Genomic DNA, 23,761 nt, shown 5'->3' on the forward strand with positions numbered 1-23,761 from the left:
TCAATGCAGCGAACGGGGAAACGGAAAAGCCTGCGACGGCACAACACCGCCACGGCACTTGCGTACCCATACCCGGGCGCGCGGCGCCGCTTCGATCTCCAGTCGCAGGGCCGCCGGCGAGGCCACCGACAGATGCTTGCGATCGCGAAACGCAAAACCCAGCGCCTTGCCTGCATCGGCTGCCACCTGCAACCGGCGCAAGGCGCGATCGTCGGCCTGGCGCGGCCATACCAGCACCGCGGCGCAGCTGCCCGAACGCAGGCATTGCTCGGTGGCCCACAGTACGTCGGCATCCGGCGCCGCGACGATTTCCACTCGCCGCATGTCGACTCCGTGCTGTTGCCAGCCGGCCACGCAAGGCACATACGGCGGCGCCACGACGAGTACGGGACGCCTGCCTTGGCTGAGCCGCGCCAGCGTGGGCAACAGCAGGGACAATTCGCCGACGCCATCGGCCGGCAGCAGAATCTCCGTCAATGCCGCATCGGGCCAGCCACCGGCGGGAAGCGCCGCGTCCAGCGCCAACCACCCGGTCGGCTGGTCGCCGGCCGGCACCGGCATGGTGCGACCGCGCCAGACCTGGCGTGCATCGAGCAGGTTCGACAAGGCCACCAACGCAGCCATCAGCTGCCCCTCAGCAAACCGGCAAACAGGCCTTCGATGGCGAAGTCGTCGCTGGGGTCCGGCGTGATCGGTTGATAGCCCGGACTGTTCGGCAGCAACCGGATCACCTCGCCCTGCCAGTACAACCGCTTGATGGTGAAGCGGTCGCCACCCACCCGCGCCGCGACCACCTGACCGTGACGGGCCACCGGTGTGGCATGCACGCCCACGATGTCCTGGTCGAGGATGCCTTCGTCGCGCATCGAATCGCCGACCACGCGCACCAGGTAATCCGGCTTCAGCGGAAACAGCCAGCGCGACACGCGCAATGTGCGCTCGACCCGCGCGTCGGAAAACAGCGGCTCACCCGCCGCGATGCGGCCCACCAGCGGCAGTTCCATGGTGTCGGCATCGGCCGGATCGGTGGCGGTCACCAGCCGGATGCCGCGCGGACGGTTCGGCTCGATCGCCAGCCGCCCCTTGGCCTCCAGCGAACGCACGTGCTTCAGCACCGCACTGACGTTGGCCAGGCCCATCGCCTGGCCGATCTCTTCCAGCGTCGGCGCCTGGCCGGCGTGTTCGAGGCGGTCGCGGATGAAATCCAGGATGTTGGATTGGCGGGTGGTCAGCTGCAGGCTCATGCCACCATGTTTTCACCTTTTATGGTGAAAATGAAGCCCTGCCGGAAAGGCGTCATCCAACTCCCCGAAGATCAAGGGCTTGCCCGGACTGCCGGTTGCCGCAGCGATCACGAAACAGTCGGATCGCTGCGCTTCACGCAGGCCCGCGCACGCTCCAGCAGAAGTTCACGTTCCCGCTGGTTCTGCGTGAGCGCGATGGCGCGCTGGAATTCCGCGCGGGCCTCGTCGGGACGGTCGAGCTTGGCCAGCAGGTCGCCGCGCACGGTCGGCAGCAGGTGGTAGTTCGCCAGTGCCGGTTCGCCGGCCAGCGCATCGACGAGTGCGAGCCCGGCGGCAGGCCCGGATGCCATCGACACCGCCACTGCACGGTTCAACTCGACGATGGGTGACGGCATCACCCGCGCGAGCGTGCCGTACAACATGGCGATGCGCGGCCAGTCGGTCTGCTCTGCCGTCAGCGCCCGTGCGTGGCAGGCGGCAATGGCTGCCTGCAGCGCATAAGGGCCGAGCGCGCCGCCAAGTTTCTCGGCGTGATCGAGCGCCACCAGCCCGCGACGGATCAGCAGGCGATCCCAGTGCGCGCGGTTCTGCTCGAGCAGCAGGATCGGTTCGCCCTTGCCGTTGACGCGGGCGCGCGAACGCGACGCCTGGATTTCCATCAGCGCGACCAGGCCGTGCACCTCCGGTTCGCGGGGCGCGAGCCCGGCCAGCACGCGGCCCAGTCGCAATGCCTCCTCGCACAGTGCCGGACGCATCCAGTCGCTGCCGGCCGTCGCGGAATAGCCTTCGTTGAACACGAGATAGATCACCTCGAGCACCGACGACAGGCGCGCCGCCAGCTCCTCGGCACGCGGTACCTCGAACGGCACCTCGGCCTTGGCCAGGCTGCGCTTGGCGCGCACGATGCGCTGTGCGATCGTCGGCTCCGGCACCAGGAACGCGCGGGCAATTTCCTCGGTGGTCAGGCCGCCGAGCAATCGCAACGTGAGCGCCACGCGTGCCTCGACCGACAACACCGGATGGCAGGCGATGAAGATCAGCCGCAGCAGATCGTCGCCGATCGGATCATCCAGTGCTGCCTCTACCTGCGACACGGCGTGTTCCTGCTCGCTCTCGAGCTCGTGCATCAGTTCCACGTGCTTGCGCGCGAGCAGCTGGCTGCGGCGAAGGCGATCGATCGCGCGACGCTTGGCGGTGGTCATCAGCCACGCGCCGGGATTGTCCGGCACGCCCGACTGCGGCCACTGCTCCAGTGCAATGACCAGCGCATCCTGCGCCAGCTCCTCGGCCAGCCCGACGTCGCGCACCATGCGTGCGAGACCGGCGATGAGCCTGGCCGATTCGATCCGCCAGACGGCGTCGATGGCGCGGTGGGTATCGGTCGTGGTCATGGCGGCCGATCAGACCATCTGCCTTCCGTTGACGCAAGAGCGGATCAGCTTCCCTCGGCGGCCGCCTTCAGGTTGGCAAGCCCGCGCGCGAAGTCCGCGCCGACCAGCTTGTCCATGTTGAAGAACAGGTGCATGAGCTTGGCGATGAAGGAATTCGAACCATGCATCGCCCAGGTGATCGTGGTCGAATCGCCTTGCGGCACCAGCGTGAAATCGGCGATGTTGTGCGCCTCGAACGGCTTGATGAAATCCAGCTTGATCGACGTGGCGAGTGCCGACGAGGCCAGGATTTCCATGCGGCCCTGGCCAACCTTGCTGTTTCCCTGCCACTCGTAGATTGCGCCCGGGCCGCTCGCCGCACCGCCATAGCTGCGCTTGAGGGCTGGATCGAGCTTTTCCCACGGCGACCAGACGGTCCACCGACTGAAGTCGTTGATGAATGCGAGGATTTTTTCGGGCGAGGCCTTGATTGTCGTGGCGCGCTCCAGCTTGAATGTTCCGGGCCGGGTCGCCGCGAAGGCGAGCACCGCGACGATCAGGACGACAACGATGATGAGGATGATCTTGAACATGGGCAGCTCCGGTCGGGGCGTTGAAGTACGGTGGTGCCATCGGTTGCCGGAGATGCCCGACAACCCGAGGCGGGGGGTTACTGGTCTTTCTCGCAATTGATCATCCACGGCACGCCGAACTGGTCGACCAGCATGGCGAAGCGTTCGGCCCAGAAGGTTTTCTCGTACGGCATCTGCACCGTGCCGTTATCCTTCAGTGCGTTGAAGAGGCGTTCGCCTTCCGCGACCGTGTCGACCTGGACCGACACCGAGCACCCCTTGATGCCATCGTACGGGCGGTCGGGCGGACAATCGGAGGCCATCAGCACCTGGTCGCCGATTTCCAGCCGCACGTGGATCAGCAAGTCGCGGGTTTCCGGCGGCATGTTCTCGCAGCCGGGCGCTTCGCCGAAACGCATCATCATCGCGATCCTGCCGCGCAAGGCCTGCTCGTAGAACTTGAATGCCGCTTCGGCCTTGCCGTTGAAGATGAGGTAGTTGGTCAGTTGCATGGGGATACTCCAATGGGGTTTCCGTTGAGGCCGGATCGAGGGCCGGCTCAGGACTTGGTGGCGATCTGCGCCCGCAGCCGCTCTTCCTGCTCGCGCAGCTCGGGCGTGAACTCGGCGCCGAAATCCTCCGCCTCGAACACCTGGCGCAACTCGACCTCGGTGCCGCCATCGAACGGTGCGCGCTTGAGCCATTCGATCGCCTCGTCCTTCGACTTCACCTGCCACAGCCAGAAGCCGGCGACGAGCTCCTTGCTTTCGGCGAACGGCCCGTCGGTCACCGTGCGCTGATGGCCGGAGAACTTCACCCGCACCCCTTTCGAACTGGGCTGCAGGCCCTCGCCTGCCAGCATGATGCCGGCCTTCACCAGCTCCTCGTTGTACCTGCCCATTTCGGTCAGCAGCTGCTCGCTCGGCATCACGCCGGCTTCCGAGTCCTGGTCCGCTTTCACTATCACCATGAATCGCATCGTCGTGTCTCCGTGGGTATCGTTGGCGGGGCGCGGAAACCGGCGATTGCACGCACCAGCTCCCGTGTTCTGTGATGCGACGAACGGGCGGTCGCCGGATCGACAAGCGAACGGACTCGCGCGTCCGATATTCTCGACCCATTGACGCAGACGCTGAGACGACGGCCAGCCATGCTGGCGGCGACAATCCAGGCGCACTCGGAGACAATCCCCGCATGAGCGAAAACGAGCACCGCCCGCTGTGACCTCACTTTCGTCACCCCCGTACACCACCCCGATCGAACCCGGCCTGATGGTGCTGCACGGCAACCGTCTTGAGGATCTGCGCGACCTGCTCACGGCGTGGCTTGCGCGCGCACCGTTGCGGCCGCTGGAGAACGAGCTGATGCTGGTGCAGAGCAACGGCATTGCGCAGTGGTTGAAGCTGGCGCTGGCGCGTGCGCCCGCCAGCGGCGGGCTGGGCATCAGCGCCGCGGTCGACGTGCAACTTCCGGGCCGCTTCCTGTGGACGGCGTATCGCGCGGTGCTGGGCCGCGACGCGGTACCGGCGACGTCGCCGTTCGACAAGTCGCGGCTCGTCTGGCGACTGCTTCGGCTGATCCCGCAGCACCTGCGCGAGGAGGCGTTCACCCCGCTGCGTGATTTCCTCGGCGCCGATCCGGACTGGCAGAAGCGCCATCAGCTGGCCGCCCGCGTCGCCGACCTGTTCGACCAATACCAGGTCTATCGCGCCGACTGGCTGGACGACTGGGAGCACGGTTGCGACGAACTGCACGATGCGCTGCGCGCCCGCCGCACTCCGCTGGCCGCCGATCAGCGCTGGCAGCCGCGGCTGTGGCGCCTGTTGCTGGAGGATGTCGGCCCGGCGCAGCGGCATGGCCACCGCGCTGCCGTACACCAGGCATTTGTCGAACGCGTGCAGTCGCTCGATGGGCGACCCGCGGCGCTGCCGCGGCGCATCGTGGTGTTCGGCCTGTCCTCCCTGCCGCAGCAGACGCTGGAGGCGCTCACCGCGCTGGCGCGTTTCTGCCAGGTGTTGCTGGTGGTGGCGAACCCGTGCCGGCACTACTGGGCCGACATCATCGAGGAACGCGAACTGCTCAAGGCCAGCCAGCGCCGGCAGCCCGACAAGCCAGGCCTGCCCGCCCAGCCGCGTTACGAAGACCTGCATCTGCACGCCCACCCGCTGCTCGCCGCCTGGGGCAAGCAGGGCCGCGACTACATCCGCCTGCTCGATGCCTGCGACCAGCCGGATCGCTATCGCCAGCAATTCGCCGCCATCGATCGCGGCATCGACCTGTTCCAGGACGTGGATGGCGATGGCCTGCTGCAGCAAGTGCAGCAGGCCATTCTCGATCTTGAACCGCTGCCGGCCGATGCTGCGCAGCGCAGGCCGTGGCACGAGGGCGATGCCTCGCTGCGCTTCCACATCGCGCACAACCCGCAGCGCGAGGTCGAGGTGCTGCACGACCAGCTGCTGGCGATGTTCGAGCGCGCCGCGCGCGACGGCAAGCCGCTGGCGCCGCGCGACGTGATGGTGATGGTGCCGGATATCCAGACCTACGCACCGCACGTGCAGGCAGTGTTCGGACGGCTGCCCCCCGGCGACCCGCGTCACCTGCCCTGCAGTGTGGCCGATCAATCCGCGCGCGGCAGCGAGCCATTGATCGTCGCGCTGGAGCATCTGCTGGCGCTGCCCGAATCGCGTTTCACCGTGAGCGAAATACTGGATCTGCTCGACGTGCCTGCGCTGCGCGCGCGCTTCGGTTTCGACGAGTCGGGCCTGCCCATGCTGCGGCGCTGGATCGAGGAGGCCGGCATCCGCTGGGGACTGGATGGCGAACAGAAGCGCAGCCTGCAACTGCCGGCGCTGGAGCAGAACAGCTGGCGTTTCGGCCTGCGCCGCATGTTGCTCGGCTATGCCGTCGGTGACGGCGAGTCGCTGGACGGCATCGCGCCGTACGCCGAAGTCGGTGGCCTCGACGCCGTTCTGCTCGGCCCGTTGAGCCTGCTGCTGGACCGGCTCGAACACCACTGGCGAGAGTTCCGCACACCAGCCACGCCGGCGGAGTGGAGCACGCGCCTGCACGCCCTGCTGACAGATTTCTTCGACCGCGGCGACGGGCAGGACGCGCTGCGGCTGGGCCGCCTCGACGAGGCGCTGGACGAATGGCAACAGGCCTGCACCGAGGCCGGCTTTGCCGATGCCATCCCGCTCACCATCGTGCGCGAGCACTGGCTGCAGGCGATCGACGAGAGCCGGCTGTCGCAGCGATTCATGGGCGGCGCGGTGAGTTTCGGCACACTGATGCCGATGCGCGCCATTCCCTTTCGCGTGGTCTGCCTGCTCGGGATGGACGACGGGGCTTACCCGCGGCAGCAGGCGCCGGTCGACTTCGACCTGATGGCGCAACCCGGGCACAGCCGTCCCGGCGATCGCTCGCGGCGCGAGGACGATCGCTATCTCTTTCTGGAAGCCCTGCTGTCCGCCCGCGACGCGCTGCACGTGAGCTGGGTTGGCCGCAGTGCGCGCGACAACAGCGTGCTGCCGCCATCGGTGCTGGTCGGCCAGCTGCGCGATTACCTGGCCGCCGGCTGGCACCGGGAAGGCGACCCGCTGGACGATGGCCAGTCGGGCACGCGTCTGCTCGCCGCGCTCAGCACCGAGTACCCGCTGCAACCGTTCAGCCGGCGCTATTTCAGCGCGGGCGACGAGCCGCATGTATTCACCTATGCACGCGAATGGCAGCAGGTCCATCGCGGCGCAACCGCCTCACCTGCGCCGGCCACACTCGCGCCATGGCAGCCCGATACGGCGCTGGGCGTCGGCCAGTTGCAGCGCTTCCTGAGCAAGCCGGTGGCGTATTTCTTCAACCAGCGGCTGAAGGTGTATTTCGGCCAGGCCGGCGACGACACCATCGACGACGAGCCGTTTGCGCTCGACGGCCTGCAGCGTTACGGCGCCAGCCAGTCGGTGCTGCATGCCGCGATCGATCCGGCCAGGGTCGACGTCGATCGCAGCATCGCCGGCGCCACCCGCCGCCTGCACGACGAAGGCCGCTTGCCGCCGGCCGGTTTCGGCGCACTCGTGCAGACGCAGATCACCGAGCAGATCAGAGGGCTCGCCGCGAGCTGGCACGAAGCCTGCCGGCAGTGGCCGCTGACCGACGCGCAACATGAGCTGCATCATGCCGGCGCAGGCCTGCTGATCGAGGATTGGCTGACCGACCTGCGCCACGACGATGCCGGCCGCCATGGCCGGCTGGAACTGCTCAACGGCGCACTGCTGACGAAGGACGGCGCGCTGCGCCATGAAAAGCTGATCCCGGCGTGGATCATCCACCTGCTGGCCAATGCCAATGGCCTGGCCATGCAGACCCGCGTGATCAGCGCGGATGCGCAGCCGGTGCTGCGTGCGCTGTCGTGCGAAGACGCCGCCGGGCGGCTCGATCAGCTGCTGGCGGCGTTGCAGGCGGGCATGCAGGCGCCGTTGCCGATCGCGCGCAAGACCGCCTATGCGTGGCTGCGCTCGGTCGAGCGCGATCCGGTTGCCGCCGCCACACTCAGCTACGAAGGCAACAGTTTCGTGCCGATACCGGGCGAGCGCGACGAGGATGCCTGCCTCGCCCGCGCGTGGCCCGATTTCAGCGCGTTGCACGCCGGCGGTTTCGAACACTGGCTGCCTCTGTATCAGGCGCTGGCCGACGCCGTGCTGCCGACGGAGGTCGGCGCATGAACCGCATCGCCCCACTCGATCCACTGCGACTGCCGCTGCAAGGCATCCAGCTGATCGAAGCCAGCGCCGGCACCGGCAAGACCTGGACCATCGCCGCACTGTACCTGCGACTGGTGCTCGGTCACGGCGAACACGCCGCTGCGCTGCTGCCACCGCGGATCCTGGTGGTCACCTTCACCAAGGCCGCCACCGCCGAGCTGCGCGAACGCATCCGCACGCGATTGAGCGAAGCCGCCGAGGTGTTCCGCGGACGCGGCGTGGCCGACGATTTCCTCACTGCGCTGGTCGCCGAATATCCCGACGCCGATGCCCGCGCCCGCGCCGCGCGCCAGCTGGAGCTGGCTGCGCAATGGATGGACGAGGCCGCGGTGCACACCATCCACGGCTGGTGCCAGCGCATGCTCAGCCAGCATGCTTTCGACAGCGGCCACGCCTTCGTGCAGACCGCCACCAGCGACGAAAGCGAACTGCTCGCCGAAGCCGTGCGAGACTACTGGCGCCAGCAGTTCTTTGCGCTCGACAGTGCGGATGCCGCGCAGGTCACCTCGCTGTGGAAAACCCCGCGGCACCTGCAGGCATCGCTACGTCCCCTGCTGCGTCAGCCTGCGGAAAACCTGCGCCTGGACGGCCATCCGCTGCCCGTTGTCGCCGACCTCGCCGCCGCGATGCAGACGCAGCTGTCGCCGCTGCGGCAAGCACAGCAACAGGCACGCGCACTGTGGCTGGCCGACGCCGAGGCGATCGATGCGATGTTGGGTGAGGCGATGCAGGCCGGTGCCTTCAAGGCCCACATGATGAGGCCGGAAAACTTCGCCGGCGACCTGCTCGCGATGCGTGGCTGGGCTGCCGGTGGCGAAGTGGATGCAGCCGTGCTGGCGCGCTACGCGCAGGCCAAGCTCGCCAGCGCCACCAGGACAAAATTCCGCCCGCCCGAACACGCCGCCTTTGCCGCCATCGGCGATCTGCCCGCACCTGCCGCACTGCTTGCCGACCTGCGCGCGCTGATTCTCGCCCACGCCGTGCCGCGGGTCAGCGCACGCCTGGAAGCCACCAAGCAACGCCTCGCCCAGCTCGGCTTCGACGATATGCTCAAGCGGCTGGACACCGCGCTGCACGGCAACACCGGCGAACGGCTGGCGCAGACCATCGCCACCCAGTATCCGGTCGCCCTGATCGACGAGTTCCAGGACACCGACCCGCTGCAATGGCGCATCTTCCAGCGCATCTACGGTCGTCAGGCCGGCACCGGCCTGCTGCTGATCGGCGACCCCAAGCAGGCGATCTACGGCTTTCGCGGCGCGGATATCCATACCTACCTGCTGGCGCGCCGCAGCGCCGCCCGGCCGACCTGGACGCTGACCACCAATTACCGCTCCACCCCGTCGATGGTGAAGGCGGTCAATCGTGTGTTCGACTTTGCCGAACGGCATCCGCAAGGCGCGTTCCTGTTCGGCAAGGGTGATCAGGGGCTGCCGTTCCTGCAGGTCACCGCACACGGCCGCAAGGAGCGGTTGCTGCTGCACGGCCAGCTCATGCCTGCCCTGCAACTGGCGGTGGCCCGCCAGGCCGAACCGATGAGCAAGGGCGCCTATCAGAAACTGATGGCCGAACACGCCGCCGCCACGCTGGTGCAATGGCTCGATGCTGCCCGGCAAGGACACTGCGGCTTCACCACCGAGGATGGGATAGCCACTCCACTGGTCCCCGGTGACATCGCGATCCTGGTCCGCAAGGGGCCCGAAGCAGCGGACATGCGCCGTGCATTGCAGGCACGCGGGCTGGCCAGCGTGTACCTGTCCGATCGCGATTCGGTGTATGCCTCGGCCGAGGCGCGCGACCTGCTGCTGTGGCTGCACGCCTGCGCCGAACCCGGCTCCGATCGCGCCATGCGCGCCGCGCTGGCCAGCCCCACCCTGGGCCAGAGCTATGCCGAACTCGATCGGCTCAACCTCGACGAGCAGTACTGGGAGCGCAGCGGAGAGCGCTTTCGGCAGTTGCACGACAGCTGGTTGCGGCATGGCGTGCTGGCCATGCTGCACGACCTGCTGCACCTGTTCGATCTGCCCGCGCAACTGCTGACGCGCAGCGATGGCGAACGTGCGTTGACCAACCTGCTACACCTGGCCGAACTGCTGCAGCAGGCCGCCGCCGCGCTGGACGGCGAGCACGCGCTGATCCGTCACCTCGCCACCCAGATCGCCCAGGCCGATGATGCCCAGGCCGACACCGCCGACGAGCAGATCGTGCGGCTGGAAAGCGAGGCGGCACTGATCAAGGTGGTCACCATCCACAAGTCGAAAGGCCTGGAATACCCGCTGGTGCTGCTGCCGTTCGCATGCAGCCTGCGCGAGGTGAAGTCCAGCGACAGTTTTGTCTGGCACGATCGCGACGACCGCCCTGCACTGGATCTGCAGCCCTCCGCGTTCGCGCTGGAACAGGCCGAACGGGAGCGCCTGCAGGAGGATATGCGCCTGTTGTACGTGGCGCTGACACGCGCCCGCCACGCCTGCTGGCTGGGCATTGCCAACCTCAAGGACGGCCAGCGGAAGTCTTCCGGCCTGCACAAGTCCGTGTTCGGCTACGTGCTCGCCGGCGGCGGACCGATCGACGAGGAAGTGCTGCGCACGCGCCTGGAAGAACTCCGGAACGGACATCCAGACATCCATATCGATACCTTGCCCGCTGCCGCGGGTACGTCGCGCCATCAGCCCGCCAGCCAGCCCGTGCCGGACCAGCCCGCTCGCGCATACCGCGGCCAGCCAGTCGAACCATGGTGGATCGCCAGCTACAGCGCGCTCAAGGTTGCCGAAGCCGAACACGCGTCGCGGCAAACCGCGCCGGAAACCGCGCAGCAGGATGTGCTGGCTGAGGCGGGCGCCGAGCAGGTCGAGCCACGCATGCCGATCAAGCCGGACACCTCGCCCAGCATCCACACCTTTCCGCGCGGTGCCGAGCCCGGCACCTTCCTGCATGGCCTGCTGGAGTGGGCTGCCGATGAGGGCTTCGCCAGCGCTGCCGGCGCGCCATCCACACTGAGGGAGCTGATCGCCCATCGTTGCCAGCGGCACGGCTGGCAGGCCTGGAGCGAAACGCTGGCGACCTGGCTGCCGGCTTTCCTTGGCGCGGCGCTGCCGCTGCCCGATGGAGGCGCGCTGGCGCTGGCCGCACTCACCGATGCCGAAGCCGTCCGCGCCGAGCTGGAATTCTGGTTCGAGGCCCATCGGGTCGACACCCGCGCGCTGGATCACCTGGTCACCCGCCACACATTGAAGGGGGCACCGCGCCCGCCGCTGCTGCCCGACCGCCTCAACGGCATGCTCAAGGGCTTCATCGATCTCGTGCTCGAGCACGACGGCCGCTATTACATCGTCGACTACAAATCCAACTGGCTCGGCAGCGACAACGCGGCCTACACCGTGGATGCCATGCGCGACTCGGTACTGCACAGCCGCTACGACCTGCAGTACGCGATCTACACGCTGGCGCTGCACCGGCAACTGCGCGCGCGCCTGCCTGGCTATGACTATGCGCGGCACATCGGCGGCGTGCTTTACCTGTACCTGCGCGGCGTCGACGACGCCGGGCATGGCGTGCACCACGAACGTCTTCCGTTTGGGCTTATCGAAGCGATGGATCAGCTGTTCAGTCACGAAGGGTTGCACGATGTCGCATGAGCGCATGTTCGACCTGGACATCGAGCAGCATCGGCTGCGCCCGCTGGATGCGGCATTGGCACACTTCATGGCCGAACGCGACGGCAAGGCCTCGCCGTCGTTGCTGTGGTTGACCGCACTGCTCAGTCGCCAGCTCGCCGACGGCCATCTGTGCCTCGATCTTGACGCGCTCGCGGAACAGGCTGATGAACAGGATTGGCCATCGAGCTGGCGCAACCGGTTGCGCGGTCTCGACGATCAGCGAGCCGCACTGATGAGTTCGCCATTGGTTGCCGATGGCTGCGACGGCCGCCCCGCCACCGCACCGCTGGTGCTGGATGGCTCGCGGTTGTACCTGCGCCGCTACTGGAATCACGAATGCCTGGTGGCAACGGCGATCCGCGAACGGCTGAGCCGATCGCAGGAGGTGCCCGCGCAGCTCCCTGACGAATTGGCGCGATTGTTCCCCGGCACCGGTGGGAGCGACTTCAGTCGCGATGCTATCGCTGCCAACCAGCCGGAGAGCATCGCGGCTGAAGCCGCTCGCGCATATCCCGCCCCCAACTGGCCGAGGATCGCCTGCGCACTGGCGGCGCGCGGTGCATTCACCGTCATCACCGGCGGTCCCGGCACCGGCAAGACCACGACGGTGGTCCGTCTGCTTGGCCTGCTGCAGACCCTGCATCTGCGCGAACATGCACGGCCGCTGCGCATCCGTCTCGCTGCACCTACCGGCAAGGCAGCCGCCCGGCTGAACGCCTCCATCGCCGCGCAACTGGCGCGACTGGACGTGGACGACATCGTGCGTGCCGCCATACCCGCCGAGGTCGACACCCTGCATCGCCTGCTCGGTGCGCGACCGGATACGCGCCGCTTCCACTACGATCGCGCCAATCCACTGCATCTAGATGTGCTGGTCATCGACGAAGCATCGATGATCGATCTGGAAATGATGTCTGCCGTGCTCGCCGCATTGCCGGCAGCGGCGCGGCTGATCCTGATCGGTGACAAGGATCAGCTTTCCTCGGTCGAGGCCGGCGCCGTGCTGGGCGACCTTTGCCGCCGCGCCGACGATGGCCACTACGACGACGCCACTGCCCACTGGTTGCGCGCGACCACCGGCGACGACATCCGCTCGTTCATGCGTGACGACGCACAGCCGCTCGATCAGCAGCTGGCCATGTTGCGTCACAGCCACCGTTTCGGCGACGCCAGCGGCATCGGTCAACTCGCCCGCGCAGTGAACCGCGGGGACACTCGCGCGGTACGCGAGTTGCTCGGGGTGCCTTCCATCGATCTTGCATGGGCGTCGTCAGCCACTCGCGCCCAGCTGGCCGGGATGGCCATCGATGGCAACCACGAATATTTCCTCGACCCAGGCAATGCTGCGGCACCTCGGGGTTATCGCCACTATCTGGAACTGCTCCAGCGCGATCGCCCTGCACCCGCTGCGGATGCCGCAGCGCACGATCAGTGGGCGCGTGACGTGCTGCAGGCGTTCAACCGCTTCCAGTTGCTGTGCGCCTTGCGGCACGGTGCCTACGGTGTGGAAGGGCTCAACCAGCTGATCGCCGAAGCGCTGCACGCGCGGGGGCTGATCGAAACCAGCCTTGGATGGTACGAGGGGCGTCCGGTGATGGTCACCCGCAACGACTACGGTCTGGGCCTCGCCAATGGCGACGTCGGCATCTGCCTGCGCCTGCCCGACGACAGCGGCAAGCCGCGCCTGTCGGTGGCATTCCTGGCCAGCACCGGCACCGGCGCAGCCACCCGCATCCGCCACGTGCTGCCGTCGCGCCTGGGGGAAGTCAGTACGGTGTACGCGATGACCGTGCACAAATCGCAGGGCTCGGAGTTCGAACATACGGCTTTGGTGCTGCCCGTCGAGCCGAGCAACGTGCTGACCCGCGAATTGCTGTACACCGGCATTACCCGCGCGCGCCACTGGTTCAGCCTGCTTGGCAGTCCAGCCATCATTGACGGTGCAACCGAGCGGCGCACCCGTCGCTATTCAGGGCTGGCCGAACGGCTTGCGCGCGATTGAGCGGAGTGAGGACGCTGAGCGCATTGCCGCTAAACAGATTGCCGTTGATCACTTCCCGGCAAGCCGAGCTTGCCGGGAAGCTGCGTCACTCATGCGCGGCGATTACGGCGTGCAGCTATCCCCATCTGCCAACGACTTGGTGGTCACGCTACCGGAGCCGTTCACATCAAGCTGCGCCCCGGGAACCTTCGCGGTACTTTGCCCGGTACCGCTGCTGCCATCGCGATAACAGGTCACGAAGGTCAGTGCCGTACTGCTGGGCCTGAGCTGACCCTGCTGGCCGAACGTGATGACCGCGGCACTGTTTGACTGCATGGACACGCCGGCACGCACTGTCGTGGCGCGCAACAGGATCGACGAGGCCGCATAGGCCACATTGGCAGACGCCGCGCCCGCCGGGTAGGTATAAACGATCCAGCCCGTGTCGAAGGTCTTGCCGCCGGCACATGCCGCAGCACCGTTCGCGCTCGGGCACATCGACACCAGCTGGCCGCGGGTGATCGCTTCGGTGCGGGCATAGGCCAGGCTCGCCAGCAACTCGTTGCTGGCCGAACTGACTTGGCTGCGGTGCATCAGGTCACGAAAACTGGGGACGGCGATCACCAGCAGGATCGCTGCCACCGATAGCGTGATCATCAGCTCGAGCAGACTGAAACCGCGTTGACGACATGGCATGGGAATCATCGCGTTCACCAGCAGCTGCCGTTGGTGGTGGTGCCGGAGGAAGCCTTAACGCCCGCATTGTTGATCGTGAGGTTCTGGCAATCATCCTTGGTCTGCCCCCCGAGCGGCGCCGCCGTTGCCGTGAACACCTGCGTGGTGCTGGCCGCGGCAGGATCCATGCTTACGCTGTAATACTGCTTATCGGACACCAGCGGATCGGTGTAACCCAGATCGGTCAATGCGCCATAGTGATTATTGGTCGCATAGAACCGCTCCTGCGCATTGGCAATGCGCAACAGCAATTCCTGACCATCCACCCGATGCGCCCGAATGGCATAACGACCGTACGTCGGTATCGCGATCGCCGCGAGTATCGCGATGATCACCACCACGATCATCAGTTCGAGCAGGGTGAAACCGCGTACGCGTGCCATAGCCTGTATCCCTCTGTCGGCGTTACTGGTCATTGTTCAACTCCCGCCACGAACGGCGCCGCCAGATGGCATCGTCGATGCCCAGGCTGCCGCCGCCTTTCAACTGCAGGCCCGGGATCAGCAGCTTGCCGCCACCGATGACCGTAGCCACCGGCACCGAGCCACCGGTAGGCGGGTTGTTCACCAGACCACCGACAACGCTGACTCCGGTGACCCCCGTGCCCCAACTGGTGGGTCCAGACGGGCTGGAAAGACCACCATCCGCACCGCCAGTGGCGGCGTTCATTACCATTAGCGCGCCGCCGATCGTTGCATTGCAGGGATCCTGCGTACCCGGAATCAGGGTGGTGACGATCACACGATTGGTATCGAACAAGGCGCCCGCGGTGACCACCACACGCTCGCCCGGCGAGGCGGTCAGATCCAGATCGATGTACCAGCCATCCTGCCCTGCCGTCAGCGAGTTGTTGGTCAGGCCACGCACCGTTGTGGTGCCATTGGTGGATGTGGCCTGATACAGCTTCTGCTGCTGGAGATTCGTGCGGACGGCCGTGATCGAGTTGCCACTGCTGTCCAATTTGTCGCGGATGCCGTAGATCGACTGCGTGGCCGCGCTATCGCTGGTGTTGTCAGCGGCGCCAAGGTATTTGCCCGTACCGAACACCACGATGAAGCGGTTGGTTGCCGGATCCGGGAACAATCGCGGCATCACGGTGATGGGCTGTGCCCCTTGAGTGGTTGGCTGGTACGCAAGCGTTACATGTGACTGCCAGTTGGCCGGATTGGAGTCGGTCAGGTCGAAGCGCCACAAGTTGCCGCTGAGGTCACCGGCAAACGCCACATCATCGACTTGATCGTTGTTGTAGTCGCCAAGTACCGCGGAAGACAAACCGCCGCTGGTCACGCCGGTAACCGTCGTCAGCGTTTTCAGTTCGCGAATCAGCGCACCGGTCTGAGCGTCAAGTATGAACAGTGCGCTATAGCCATTGGAGGAGGCCGCGATCGTGGCGCAGTTGGCAGGTTTGTCCGATTTGCTGCAATCGGGGAAATAGCCACCCGGTACCAGTACGACCCATTTGCCATTGGCCAGGCGGCCGATATTCGGTTGGCCGAACGTATAACCCAGGTCGGCCGGGTCGCCCACACCGGTGACGGCGGGTTTGTCCGCGGTGAACTCCCACAGGACCTTCGAACCTGCATTTGCTTCGGTCACGGTGGAGGGATCGGTGATGTCCAGCGCGTAAACGCCGCGACCGCCAAGACGCAGGCCACCCACCATGATCGTGTGCCAACCCTTGCTGGTGGCCGGCGCCGTGGTGTCGACGCTGAAATACACATCGCGTGTCACCGGAGTGGCATCCACCGTGGGGGCGAACTTCACGTTGCCCTTCGCTGTCAGGTTGCCGAGATTGGCGTATGCCGCGCGCGGCACATACGCAAACATCTCCTTGCCCGCATTCGAGTCCGGCACCGACAGTGGCGGGGTACCAGCGAGCACCATCTTGGCGTTGAACGCGTGCAGCATGCCGTCGTTGGCACCGACATACACCGCCGGGGTGCGATCCTTGTAGGCACTCACGAATGCTTCGTAGCTGTGGCAGGTAGCCAGGGTCGGAGCCGATTCGTCACACGTGGTGGCATCGTTGACCGTCGCCAATTCCTCGGGCGAACCGGTCGGCCAGCTATTGCGGTAGCCGCTCGATGGAGTGCCAACATACACCGCTTGCGAATTGATGATGGCGCCAAGCAGATTGGAACGGGTGCGGTACGTGGTCCCTTCCAGCGTGCGTACGCCGCGCAGGTAATCCAGGCGTGCCTGCCCGGTGTCCGCGGTACCCGAGTTCGCCGGGGAACCGCTCAGCGCGGTCTGCGCAGTACCGTCCAGATCGGTGAATGTCTTGAAGGCCACACCACTATCGAAGCTGCCATCCGTCTTCTCCTTTGACGTAAGAATCTGGCGATTGCTGGGATCGGTCTTGGTGGAGTCCGTCAGGATGGTGGCTGCGTCCCATTGCAGACCGGACACTGTGCCATCCGTATTCGCGCTGATTGCCTGGAACACGCCGCTCCAGTCGCCGGAACTGTAGCCCGCCGAGAAACCCAACGCGCCCTGCACCAGCACACTGGTATTCAATGCACTGGTCGTGGCCGGCACGTTGCGCACCGTAATGTTGGTCAGGATCTTGGTGAGCTGATCGACCAGATTCTGGGGATTGGCCGCGTTAAAATAGTCGCCACGGCTATTGACGGCAGCATGCCAGGTATCGTCGATACCCGTCGGATCGTTGTTCAGTGGTGCCGTCCAGCCAGTACTACCACTGGAGTTGGTCTGCCCCTTGCGCAGTTTGCAGAGATCGTTGGTGCTGTCGACGCAGTCGACATCATCGGAAGCCGTGAGTTTGCCGGGCACGCCCAGGGTAACCATGTATTGCACAAGGTGGGGCCAGTTGGCCGGGTCGTTCTTCGGGTTGAAATACTTCTCCAGTGCCGCCGAAGTGGCGCCTGAAACCACGCCCGTTGTCGTGTCAGGCATGTACGGGGGAACGATCTTGCCGTTGGCCGGATCATAAAGATCCGAGCGCAGGTTGGTTGCCCAATAGTTGAAGGCGATATCGGCAAGCGAAGGCGTGTACTGGCTCGCGCCCTGGACATCCCAGAACACTCGCGACTCGGCGTTCGAAACCGAGTAGGCCGTGTTATCCGGGAGCGTCACGGCAGTCGTGGCCGTGTTGATCCCGGTCACGGTGTAGTTCGAGCTCTCGTTCCAATAGCCATCGGTGACGAGCATGTGGTAATTCTGCCTGCACACCAGCTCCAGGCCGTCGGCGCCACTGACCTTGGGCGGATCCCAGTACGGATCGTGCAGATCGCCGGTACCCCCGGTATTGCCATTGCCGCGCTTGAAGAACTCGCCGGCGCGGATCGTGGCCGCGCGATTCGGCGTGTCGTTGCCGCCGTAGACCTGGAATATCCAGTTGAAGAATGCACTGCGATAGCAAGACGGCGGCGTGGTCACCGTACCGGTCTGCTGCTGGGTCGTCAGCGGGTTCGTCGCCGTAGCGTCGCAACCTTGGGCATCCAGCAAGCTTGTGATGATGGCGTTGGTTGGCAACAAGTAGTTGTCGTTCTTCAGCACCTGCCACGCGACACGAATGCTGTTGCCGAAGCCGCCGCTATCGGTCGCAGCGCCGAGCGAACCGAACACCCGCGACAACGCCGTACGCGTCATCAGGTTGCGCGTGCGGTAGTACGCATACCAGTTGGCGAAGTTCTGCCACTGGTTCACCGACTGGCCGTTGATGGTAGCCGTCGTGTTGGGAACGGCAACCGCTTCCCAATTGGCCGCGTTGTACAGGTTTCCTCGGCCGGTGGCATCCGGATTGCCAAAACTGTCCACCGTGATCGTCGGTGCCGACGACTTGTAACGGTAATAGTACGGACCGCCATTGGGATAGGTTGTCCCGTCCGGACCGGTGCTATAGCCATCCATAGGCGAACTCCCATAGCCGCACTTCCAGCGGTTATCGTTGCTCAGCCCACTTGGCGCTCCAGATTTATCCGTGACGGTCCAGGTGGAGTACTTAGCGGTCGCGGAGGTATTGTCGCCTGTAATTCTGGTGTAGTTGTTGGCGCTGCTGTTTCTGGTTCTGAGGTTGCTGCCGTAATAGATCGTGGCCGTGCCGCTGCCGGTAGAGCCATCGCTATTAGCCACGTAATAAACGTAGTTGCCATTGCGCGTACCAGAGTCATTGGTTTGGCACGATCCTGAATCGGCATTAGCCGCGCACGTAGCGCCGAAAGCAGCGTACTTGGTCGACGGGTAATTGAGCGTGACCGTCCCTGTCAAGTTCGTTAGACCGCTCACCGCACCGCTTGTCGAACTATTGGGGTTGTTGTTGTAGCCAGCCGATGTCGCGGCCGTCACCGGCGAATAAGGCCGGTTGATCCCGATGCCGTCGAGCGGCACTTTCAGCAGGCTCGCGTCAGCGTCCGGAAAAGTGCTTCCGTCCGCTTTGACCGGCGGCGTATAAACGACATTCGGGTTGTAGTACACGCCGTTCATGGCGCGGGAAAGAATGTCTGAGGCGGTGGTGACACGGGGATCGATCAGTCCGGCACAGCGCCACGGTCCACTCCAGCTGCCACCGTCGAACGGCCGGTTGTCACCCATGAAGTTGCTGGCCATCGACCCGGAGTTGTCGAAGGTCACCACGATGTTGGGCGGCACAGCCTGGGTCACATTCGGCGGCGTCGGACTGAGCTCCACGATGCTGGATGTAGCCACCGTCGCCGCGGACGCGGGCGCAGATGCAAAGGTGCTGCCGACGGCAACAAGTGCCATGACCGACAGCGAGGTCTGCACCGGCACAGGCGCAGACAAGCCACCGCCAAGGGTAAGCAGCCCCCCCATCACGGCGGAGGGTAAGCGCTTGGCAAGAAAATGAAGACTAAGCATGGCCTGGATACTCCGACTCAATTGCTCTTGGCCGCGAACGTGCTTTCCAGCACGCGCACGGTGTTTTCGCTGGCGCCCGCGCCGCGCGCAGTGATGCGATAGATATGGCGGCTGACGCTGGATGAGCCGCCACCGCTGGAACCTGTTGCGCCTGACTCATGCAGGCTGCCGCTGACTCCAGGTGGCAACTCCACACCCAGGTCCTCGATGACGTAATGCGGGTTCTTCGCCAGGTTGCCGCTTTCGGCCGTACCGGCAAAATCGGTGTAATCCATGCCCCCGCCAAATCCCTTGTACTCGGTGGATCCCGCCGTCACCCAGCCTTGCTTGGTACGGAAGTTCACAACGTCCGTGACCGGGCTGAGCGGGTCGAAGATGTAGCAATCCGTGAAAATGCCCGAACCACAGTTCAGGTGGCTGCCGATATTGCTGGTGCTCGTCCACAGCTTCCATTCGGCACCACGCAGGGCGGTCTGCGCGCTCATGCTGGCTTGCTGTGCATTGCGCAGACCACCAGCCATGCGCTCCTGCAGCAAGGAGCGGCCGGAAGCGCTGATGGCCAGGATGGTCAGCAGCAGCAGAAAGATCAGCGCCACCACCATCACGGCACCACGCTGGGCACGCCTGGCCGGATGCATCGAGGGCAGCTTGCTAGTGATCGACATGACTTGCTCCATTCGCTCGCGGCTCGGTTGATGCCCGCACCGACGAGGCTGTTACGGGTTGTAGTTGCGCACGGCGATCAGGGCGGTGAACTCGCGTCGCAGCAACTGGTCGGGGAAGCCTTGGTCGGTGGGCTTGATGGCATGGCCGCTGGGCGCGAGCAATCCCGTGTTGGTGTCGGCGCTGTAGCGGTACTGCTGATCACTGGCGGCAAGTGTGTAGAGCGGCACCTGGCCGTCCATCAGCAGGCTCACCTCGATGCTCTTGACTCCTCGCCACAGACAGCCGACCGAGGTCACCGCGTTGATCTCCGATGGCGGACAGGCAGTGGAGTCATCCACATCCTTGGCCGAGAGGAAGCTGGTCTTTCCACTGGCGTCCTGCACACCGTATTGGAAGTCCAGCCGCTCCACGCCGCGTACCAGCTCATCCTCGGAGCCGCCACGACCTGCAACCGCGCCGTTGACCCGCCGGATCAACGCGCCCGTGAAGGGCGCCTTGCCGTCATTGTTGACGCTGACGACCTTCAGGTAGTACGTGACGGTTTGCAGGTCGCGATTGACGCTGAAAACGGCAGGGGCCGACTCCGGTTGCTGCGCGGCCGGCGTACTGTCGGTGTAGACCAGCGTGGTATCCGTCGACGGCGTGATCACGGAGCTGGAAGCGCTGGCAGGAAAAATCTGCGCGTTCGAGCAGTCGGCCAACATCACCAGATCGCCATTGGTGAAATTGCTGGCCGGCGGCTCGTTGCTGAGCGGCTTGAGCGTTATCGAGGTGATCGTGCCCACGCTTGAACTGGTGGCGATCGTACTGCCACCTGCCGAACCGATGGACCAGCCGGCGGAGGGGTTGACGTAGCGCACAGTGACCACGTCCGAGCCCTTGACGCGGCTGTTCAGGGCAACACCCATTGCTGGAATGCCGGCAACGTAGTCATGCGGATCCACCGGCGTGCATGCGGTGAGCTTGCAGTCATAGCCGCGCATGAACAGGAACGACGGCATGCTGTAGGACGCCGTTGGCGCTGCCGGATAGGTGAGTCCACTGGTCGCGCCCCAGTTCGTGGTGACGTCCCCAAGCGCGCCAATCAGGTTCTTGGCATATACCTTCGGCGTACGCAGATGATCCAGGTAGGTGCCACCCGAACCGGGCTTGGCCACGCCGCCGCTGTTGGTGCAGTACTGGCCGTTGGCCATGCTCAGGTCGGAACTGAGCCGGGTGATCGCAAAGCGACCTTCCTCCTGCAGCCTGGCCAGCTGGTTCTGCGCCTTGTTGCTGCTGGACGTGGAAGCGAAAACGGTAACGATGCCGGCCGCCACCAGCAAGCCAAGCACCATCGCCACCATGAGTTCAATCAGGGTCAGGCCGTGCTGGCCGCGCGAAAAGATAGGGGCCATCACGGCTGGAACTCCCAGGCAAAAGTTTGTGTCGTGCTGGCCCGGTGATCCACGTCGCCAGTGCCTTGCTCGCTCCACTGGATGATCATCTTGCAACTGCCACCGTAAGGCGGACGCAAGGCAAGCTGCGATGTCGGGTCGTAACCGGCACTGGTTACCCCGCCGCAGTCGATCTTGGCGACCGGATTGGGCAGGAATGTCCGGAGCTGGTTGCTCCAAAGTCGTTGATCGTGAACAGCCAGCTCCGCAGGGGTACAGGCTGCACCGGAGCCGCAGCCCACCGTAGCTGCCGCCACCGGATAAGCATTGCTGTCGTAGTTCTCCTTCCACACCGCTTCCGGATTGGCGCTCATGCGGTCAGCCATGTTGTTGGCCAGAAACGTCACCTGGGTGCGCAGGTAAGCGGAATGATTGGAGCGCGTGGACATGACCATGAGGCCAGCCAGACCGATCAGGCCAATGCTGAAGATCAGCACCGACATCATCACTTCAATCAGCGACACGCCTCGCTGACGCGACAAGACTTGCATGGAATTCTCCCTGATACCCCTGCGTGCAATGTAACGAGAGGGCTGGTCCTGACCAGTCCCCAGCCGACAAGCGGTAGAAATTGCCCGACGAGCGGCCATCGGCAGCGGGAAAAACATGACTGCGGTCACGCCCGGCGCCAGTTCAACGGCGCGACAACGTCCTGCAGCGCGGACGAAACAGCGCCAGCCGAAGCACGAAAAACAAAGGCCCGCAGTTGCGGGCCTTTGAAGTGCTGGTGCCGGAAATAGGAATCGAACCTACGACCTACGCATTACGAATGCGCCGCTCTACCAACTGAGCTATTCCGGCAAAGAGCCGCAGATTTTACGTTGCGGGGCGCCATGGTGCAAGCTCGCGGGCTCAGAGGCTGGCCGAACTGCCACCGATGGTACGCAGTTCCTTGGGCAGTGCGAACGTGATGTTTTCCGGCTCGCCATCCAGTTCGTGCACGTCGCCCGCGCCCCAGGACTGCAGGCGGGCGATCACGTCGCGCACCAGCTTTTCCGGGGCGGACGCGCCCGCGGTGAGGCCGATGCGCGACACCCCGTCAAGCCAGCTGCGCTCGATGTGCTCGGCGCCGTCGATCAGGAACGAGCGGACGCCCTGCTTCTCGGCCAGCTCGCGCAGGCGGTTGGAGTTGGAGCTGTTGACCGAGCCGACCACCAGCATCAGGTCTACCGCGTCGGCGAGACGGCGCACGGCATCCTGGCGGTTCTGGGTGGCGTAGCAGATGTCGTCCTTGCGCGGGCCTTCGATGTCGGAAAACTTCGCCCGCAATGCCTCGATGATCGCCTTGGTGTCGTCCACCGACAGCGTGGTCTGGGTGACGTACGACAACAGATGGGGGAATTTCGGGCGAAGCCTGTCGACGGATTCCAGTGATTCGACCAGCAGGATTTCGCCGGCGTTGGCCGGGTTCCACTGGCCCATCGTGCCTTCGACTTCGGGGTGCCCGGCGTGGCCGATCAGCACCACGCTGCGACCGATGCGGCCCAGGCGCGCCACCTCCATATGCACCTTGGTGACCAGCGGACAGGTGGCGTCGAACACCTTGAGGTGACGCTGTTCGGCCTCCTCGCGCACGGCCTGCGACACGCCATGTGCGCTGAAGATCACCGTGGCGCCGTCCGGCACCTCGTCCAGTTCTTCGACGAACACCGCGCCATCGGCGCGCAGCTTGTCCACCACATAGCGGTTGTGCACCACCTCGTGGCGGACGTAGATCGGCGCCCCATAGGATTCCAGCGCGCGCTCGACGATCGCGATGGCGCGGTCGACGCCGGCGCAGAAACCGCGGGGATTGGCAAGCACGATGTCCATGGGGGGTCTCGGTGTTCGATCCTGTGGGAGCAGCTTCGTTCGCGACACTGCCGGCCATGCCGAACGCGGCTGAAGCCGCTTCCACGGTGCCTGAAGATCGGGGTCGAATTATCGCACGCGATCCGCGGGCTTGCTGGCGAACAGGCCGAACGCGATCAGCAGCACGGCGCCGACGCTGATGCCGCAGTCGGCGAGGTTGAAGACCGGATAGCTCCACTGGCGGTAGTACACCTGGATGAAATCGGTGACTTGCGCGGCATGCAGGCGATCGACCAGGTTGCCTAGGGCGCCACCGACGATCATCGCCAGCGGCAGGCCGGTGCGCCAGTCGCTCCGGGGCGTGCGAGCCATCCATACCACCAGCACACTGCTGATCAGCAGTGCCAGCAACACGAAGAACCAGCGTTGCCAACCGGCGCCATCGGCCAGAAAACTGAAGGCTGCGCCTCGATTGAAGGCCAACGTCCAGTTGAGAAGGCCGGGAACCACCGCATGCGGAACACCCATTGGCTGCAAGGCCTGCAATGCCCACCATTTGCTGAGCTGGTCGAGAGCGATGACGAGGCCGGAGAGCCACAGCCAGGGCAGTGCGTTGGGTTTTGCAGTCATGGGACAAGGAGGCTCGGTGAAGAACAAACTTCGAGATGTTCTTCCTCCCCTGCCTTGCAGGGGAGGAAGAACAGCGGTTCCCGCTGTGGA

17 protein-coding genes and 1 tRNA gene are annotated in these 23,761 nt (G+C 65.1%); 3 read left to right on the forward strand and 15 right to left on the reverse strand.

Translation table 11 applies throughout. From position 1 onward, the window contains the following. From imuA to ACFPME_RS15155, 6 genes are all read right to left on the reverse strand, one after another. Positions 1-624: a translesion DNA synthesis-associated protein ImuA gene (imuA, locus tag ACFPME_RS15130; protein WP_377306486.1), complete on the reverse strand. Its 624-nt coding sequence runs from the start codon at positions 622-624 to the stop codon at positions 1-3. Continuing rightward, positions 624-1,244 (reverse strand): transcriptional repressor LexA, encoded by a 621-nt coding sequence (lexA, locus tag ACFPME_RS15135; RefSeq protein WP_377306487.1) that lies wholly within the window; start codon positions 1,242-1,244, stop codon positions 624-626. The genes imuA and lexA overlap by 1 nt, the downstream gene beginning before the upstream one ends. 107 nt (positions 1,245-1,351) lie before the next feature. Beyond that, entirely contained in the window at positions 1,352-2,635 is a 1,284-nt protein-coding gene (locus ACFPME_RS15140; protein WP_377306488.1) for an RNA polymerase sigma factor, read from the reverse strand. A 44-nt stretch (positions 2,636-2,679) separates the two neighbouring features. After that, the gene (locus ACFPME_RS15145) at positions 2,680-3,315 is read right to left on the reverse strand and encodes an SRPBCC family protein (protein WP_377306489.1); all 636 of its coding nucleotides are present in this window, start codon (positions 3,313-3,315) and stop codon (positions 2,680-2,682) included. Further along, positions 3,285-3,698, reverse strand: coding sequence for a VOC family protein (locus tag ACFPME_RS15150; RefSeq protein WP_377306490.1), 414 nt, complete (start codon positions 3,696-3,698; stop codon positions 3,285-3,287). The genes ACFPME_RS15145 and ACFPME_RS15150 overlap by 31 nt, the downstream gene beginning before the upstream one ends. A 47-nt stretch (positions 3,699-3,745) precedes the next feature. Continuing rightward, entirely contained in the window at positions 3,746-4,165 is a 420-nt protein-coding gene (locus ACFPME_RS15155) for a YciI family protein (protein ID WP_377306491.1), read from the reverse strand. 241 nt (positions 4,166-4,406) lie between these two features. Here ACFPME_RS15155 and recC point away from each other — a divergent pair, with 241 nt between their 5' ends. Genes recC through recD form a run of 3 tightly spaced genes read left to right on the forward strand, consistent with a single transcriptional unit; the run spans position 4,407 to position 13,598 of the window. Then, positions 4,407-7,901: an exodeoxyribonuclease V subunit gamma gene (gene recC, locus ACFPME_RS15160; protein ID WP_377306492.1), complete on the forward strand. Its 3,495-nt coding sequence runs from the start codon at positions 4,407-4,409 to the stop codon at positions 7,899-7,901. Beyond that, the gene (recB, locus tag ACFPME_RS15165; RefSeq protein ID WP_377306493.1) at positions 7,898-11,575 is read left to right on the forward strand and encodes an exodeoxyribonuclease V subunit beta; all 3,678 of its coding nucleotides are present in this window, start codon (positions 7,898-7,900) and stop codon (positions 11,573-11,575) included. Before recC ends, recB begins: the two co-directional genes overlap by 4 nt. Further along, entirely contained in the window at positions 11,565-13,598 is a 2,034-nt protein-coding gene (gene recD / locus ACFPME_RS15170; protein ID WP_377306494.1) for an exodeoxyribonuclease V subunit alpha, read from the forward strand. The genes recB and recD overlap by 11 nt, the downstream gene beginning before the upstream one ends. Before the next feature lie 102 nt (positions 13,599-13,700). Here the strand turns inward: recD and ACFPME_RS15175 are convergent, their stop codons facing one another. From ACFPME_RS15175 to lspA, 9 genes are all read right to left on the reverse strand, one after another. Beyond that, positions 13,701-14,273 (reverse strand): GspH/FimT family pseudopilin, encoded by a 573-nt coding sequence (locus ACFPME_RS15175; protein ID WP_377306495.1) that lies wholly within the window; start codon positions 14,271-14,273, stop codon positions 13,701-13,703. A 14-nt stretch (positions 14,274-14,287) separates the two neighbouring features. After that, a complete protein-coding gene (locus ACFPME_RS15180; RefSeq protein ID WP_377306496.1) occupies positions 14,288-14,728 on the reverse strand; it encodes a type IV pilin protein in 441 nt (146 codons plus the stop codon). Further along, positions 14,718-19,151: a PilC/PilY family type IV pilus protein gene (locus tag ACFPME_RS15185; RefSeq protein WP_377306497.1), complete on the reverse strand. Its 4,434-nt coding sequence runs from the start codon at positions 19,149-19,151 to the stop codon at positions 14,718-14,720. Before ACFPME_RS15185 ends, ACFPME_RS15180 begins: the two co-directional genes overlap by 11 nt. A gap of 17 nt (positions 19,152-19,168) precedes the next feature. Next, positions 19,169-19,816: a pilus assembly PilX family protein gene (locus tag ACFPME_RS15190; protein ID WP_377306498.1), complete on the reverse strand. Its 648-nt coding sequence runs from the start codon at positions 19,814-19,816 to the stop codon at positions 19,169-19,171. 51 nt (positions 19,817-19,867) lie between these two features. Continuing rightward, a complete protein-coding gene (locus tag ACFPME_RS15195) occupies positions 19,868-21,211 on the reverse strand; it encodes a PilW family protein (RefSeq protein WP_377306499.1) in 1,344 nt (447 codons plus the stop codon). Further along, the gene (gene pilV, locus ACFPME_RS15200) at positions 21,211-21,741 is read right to left on the reverse strand and encodes a type IV pilus modification protein PilV (protein WP_377306500.1); all 531 of its coding nucleotides are present in this window, start codon (positions 21,739-21,741) and stop codon (positions 21,211-21,213) included. The genes ACFPME_RS15195 and pilV overlap by 1 nt, the downstream gene beginning before the upstream one ends. A gap of 234 nt (positions 21,742-21,975) precedes the next feature. Then, positions 21,976-22,051: transfer RNA gene (locus ACFPME_RS15205), tRNA-Thr, on the reverse strand. 51 nt (positions 22,052-22,102) lie between these two features. Beyond that, a complete protein-coding gene (gene ispH / locus ACFPME_RS15210; protein ID WP_377306501.1) occupies positions 22,103-23,062 on the reverse strand; it encodes a 4-hydroxy-3-methylbut-2-enyl diphosphate reductase in 960 nt (319 codons plus the stop codon). Positions 23,063-23,170: 108 nt separating this feature from the next. Next, entirely contained in the window at positions 23,171-23,671 is a 501-nt protein-coding gene (gene lspA, locus ACFPME_RS15215; RefSeq protein ID WP_377306502.1) for a signal peptidase II, read from the reverse strand. Positions 23,672-23,761: the final 90 nt, after the last annotated feature.

Origin of the sequence: Rhodanobacter umsongensis (assembly GCF_042654965.1) — a bacterium.
Taxonomy (GTDB): domain Bacteria; phylum Pseudomonadota; class Gammaproteobacteria; order Xanthomonadales; family Rhodanobacteraceae; genus Rhodanobacter; species Rhodanobacter umsongensis.

Coding starts and splice junctions, on each gene's coding strand:
- recD (WP_377306494.1), top strand. CDS start 11,565: ATGTCGCATGAGCGCATGTTCGACCTGGACATCGAGCAGCATCGGCTG.
- ACFPME_RS15190 (WP_377306498.1), bottom strand. CDS start 19,816: ATGTCGATCACTAGCAAGCTGCCCTCGATGCATCCGGCCAGGCGTGCC.
- lspA (WP_377306502.1), bottom strand. CDS start 23,671: ATGACTGCAAAACCCAACGCACTGCCCTGGCTGTGGCTCTCCGGCCTC.
- ACFPME_RS15140 (WP_377306488.1), bottom strand. CDS start 2,635: ATGACCACGACCGATACCCACCGCGCCATCGACGCCGTCTGGCGGATC.
- recB (WP_377306493.1), top strand. CDS start 7,898: ATGAACCGCATCGCCCCACTCGATCCACTGCGACTGCCGCTGCAAGGC.
- ispH (WP_377306501.1), bottom strand. CDS start 23,062: ATGGACATCGTGCTTGCCAATCCCCGCGGTTTCTGCGCCGGCGTCGAC.
- ACFPME_RS15180 (WP_377306496.1), bottom strand. CDS start 14,728: ATGACCAGTAACGCCGACAGAGGGATACAGGCTATGGCACGCGTACGC.
- ACFPME_RS15150 (WP_377306490.1), bottom strand. CDS start 3,698: ATGCAACTGACCAACTACCTCATCTTCAACGGCAAGGCCGAAGCGGCA.
- ACFPME_RS15195 (WP_377306499.1), bottom strand. CDS start 21,211: ATGGCCCCTATCTTTTCGCGCGGCCAGCACGGCCTGACCCTGATTGAA.
- ACFPME_RS15175 (WP_377306495.1), bottom strand. CDS start 14,273: ATGCCATGTCGTCAACGCGGTTTCAGTCTGCTCGAGCTGATGATCACG.
- ACFPME_RS15185 (WP_377306497.1), bottom strand. CDS start 19,151: ATGCTTAGTCTTCATTTTCTTGCCAAGCGCTTACCCTCCGCCGTGATG.
- pilV (WP_377306500.1), bottom strand. CDS start 21,741: ATGCAAGTCTTGTCGCGTCAGCGAGGCGTGTCGCTGATTGAAGTGATG.
- lexA (WP_377306487.1), bottom strand. CDS start 1,244: ATGAGCCTGCAGCTGACCACCCGCCAATCCAACATCCTGGATTTCATC.
- ACFPME_RS15155 (WP_377306491.1), bottom strand. CDS start 4,165: ATGCGATTCATGGTGATAGTGAAAGCGGACCAGGACTCGGAAGCCGGC.
- imuA (WP_377306486.1), bottom strand. CDS start 624: ATGGCTGCGTTGGTGGCCTTGTCGAACCTGCTCGATGCACGCCAGGTC.